This is a genomic window from Nocardiopsis lucentensis DSM 44048 (genome assembly GCF_000341125.1).
Classification (GTDB): Bacteria; Actinomycetota; Actinomycetes; order Streptosporangiales; family Streptosporangiaceae; genus Nocardiopsis; species Nocardiopsis lucentensis.
In genome coordinates, this window is sequence record NZ_ANBC01000837.1 from 1 (window position 1) to 1,621 (window position 1,621).

Here is a 1,621-nt window from a genome sequence, read left to right on the forward strand (position 1 = left end):
CGTGCGGCCCGGGGAACGGTCAGACCGGCGGTGCGGGCAGCAGGCCGCGCCGGTAGGCCCGCACGAGGTGGCGGGGGACCAGGTGGTCGCGTCCGCCGAGGGTCACGGGGACCAGTTCGGGCGCCGTGGCCTTCCACTGGGCGCGGCGTGTGCGCGTGTTGGCGCGGGACATCTTCCGTTTGGGTACGGCCATGGGTCGGTCCTCACCTGTGGGATACGGGAGGGCGGGGGCGGCGCCCCGCCGGTCGTCAACGCTGGTAGCGCCGGTTGAAGCGCTCCACTCGCCCGGCCGTGTCCACCACGCGGGCGGTACCGGTGTAGAACGGGTGGCTGGCGCTGGAGATCTCGACGTCGATGAGCGGGTAGGTCCGCCCGTCGCTCCACTCGATCGTCCTGTCGCTGGTGACGGTCGACCGGGTGAGGAACGCGAAGTCGGCCGCGCGGTCGCGGAAGACCACGGGATGGTAGGCGGGGTGGATTCCGGGTTTCATGTCGCCTCCTGGCGGTGGGTCAGCGCTCCTCGCGGAACTCGACGTGTCGGCGAACGCGCGGGTCGAACTTGCGCAGGACCAGCCGGTCCGGGGTGTTGCGCCGGTTCTTGCGGGTCACGTACGTGTAGCCGGTTCCGGCGGTCGACCGGAGCTTGATGATGGGCCGTAGTTCGTTGCGTGCCATGGGGATCCTCCTGTGTCCGTCACTGAAACACAATGATAACCGTTTTCATTCCCACCTCGAACGACACGCGCACCCCCAGGGGCATACACCCAGAACATCACCCAATGTGTTTTTCTCGTCACGAAACGCAGTGTTCGCGGTCGGTGTGACGAGCACCGAAAACGAGGAGAGGGCCATGGCGCACCGCACGAACGACCACGGGCACCCCAGCCGCAGAGCGGCCCTGCGCACCGGGGCGGGTCTGGGGACGCTGGCCGCCGCCGCCCTGGCCGGGGTCCCCCTCTCCCCCGCCCACGCGGCACCGGTGGACGGCGCCTCCGTGACCTTCTCCTCCGTCCCCATCGCCCGAACCGACGACATCACCGTCCCCCCCGGATACACCGCCCACGTCATCGCCCCCTGGGGAACACCGCTGCACTCGTTCGGCCCGAAGTGGCGGCCGGACGCCGCCAACCCCGCGGCCGAGGCACGGCTCCAGATCGGCACCGGGCACTCGGGGCTGCACTTCCTGCCCGTCAACCCCCGCCGCGAGGGCACCCGCAGCGGACTGCTCGTCATCAACCACGCCTCCGCCGACCCCGTGCTGCTGCACGCCGACGGAGGCCGTGCCGCCACCTTCGAGCGCACCGCCAAGGAGATGGTCTCCCTGGGCGCATCCGTCGTGCGGGTCAAGCTCTCCAACGGGCGCTGGAGGATGACGGGCGCGGACGTCAACCGCCGGATCACCGCGTCGTCGCACGTCACCTTCTCCGGCCCCCTGCACGGACACGACGTCCTGGAGGCGGGTTCCGGTGCGCGCGGGGTCCTGGGCGGCACCGCGCACGCGGTCACTCCCTGGGGCACCTACCTGACCGGGGAGGACACGGTCTCCGACGTCTTCGGCACCGGGCAGCGGAACTGGCGTCCCAGCGAGGCGCACCGGCGTTACGGACTGGCGGGCGACGGG

The 1,621-nt window shown here is 71.0% G+C and carries 4 protein-coding genes; 1 reads left to right on the forward strand and 3 read right to left on the reverse strand.

The features are described 5' to 3' along the window. Window positions 1–19: 19 nt before the first annotated feature. From rpmF to rpmG, 3 genes are read right to left on the reverse strand one after another with little or no spacing between them, the layout of a single operon-like run. Window positions 20–193 (reverse strand): 50S ribosomal protein L32, encoded by a 174-nt coding sequence (gene rpmF / locus D471_RS0128975; RefSeq protein ID WP_017601854.1) that lies wholly within the window; start codon window positions 191–193, stop codon window positions 20–22. A gap of 55 nt (window positions 194–248) precedes the next feature. Continuing rightward, window positions 249–491 (reverse strand): type B 50S ribosomal protein L31, encoded by a 243-nt coding sequence (locus D471_RS0128980; RefSeq protein ID WP_017601855.1) that lies wholly within the window; start codon window positions 489–491, stop codon window positions 249–251. A 19-nt stretch (window positions 492–510) separates the two neighbouring features. Beyond that, on the reverse strand, window positions 511–675 hold the full coding sequence (rpmG, locus tag D471_RS0128985) for a 50S ribosomal protein L33 (protein ID WP_017601856.1): 165 nt from the start codon (window positions 673–675) through the stop codon (window positions 511–513). Between the two features lie 175 nt (window positions 676–850). Between rpmG and D471_RS0128990 the strand changes: the two genes are divergently transcribed. Further along, the coding region (locus tag D471_RS0128990; RefSeq protein ID WP_026128188.1) for an alkaline phosphatase PhoX at window positions 851–1,621 on the forward strand (771 nt) is incomplete at its 3' end.

What these genes read in the sequence shown, in the direction of transcription:
- rpmF (WP_017601854.1), bottom strand. Translation starts at nt 193, where the DNA reads ATGGCCGTACCCAAACGGAAGATGTCCCGCGCCAACACGCGCACACGC.
- D471_RS0128980 (WP_017601855.1), bottom strand. Translation starts at nt 491, where the DNA reads ATGAAACCCGGAATCCACCCCGCCTACCATCCCGTGGTCTTCCGCGAC.
- rpmG (WP_017601856.1), bottom strand. Translation starts at nt 675, where the DNA reads ATGGCACGCAACGAACTACGGCCCATCATCAAGCTCCGGTCGACCGCC.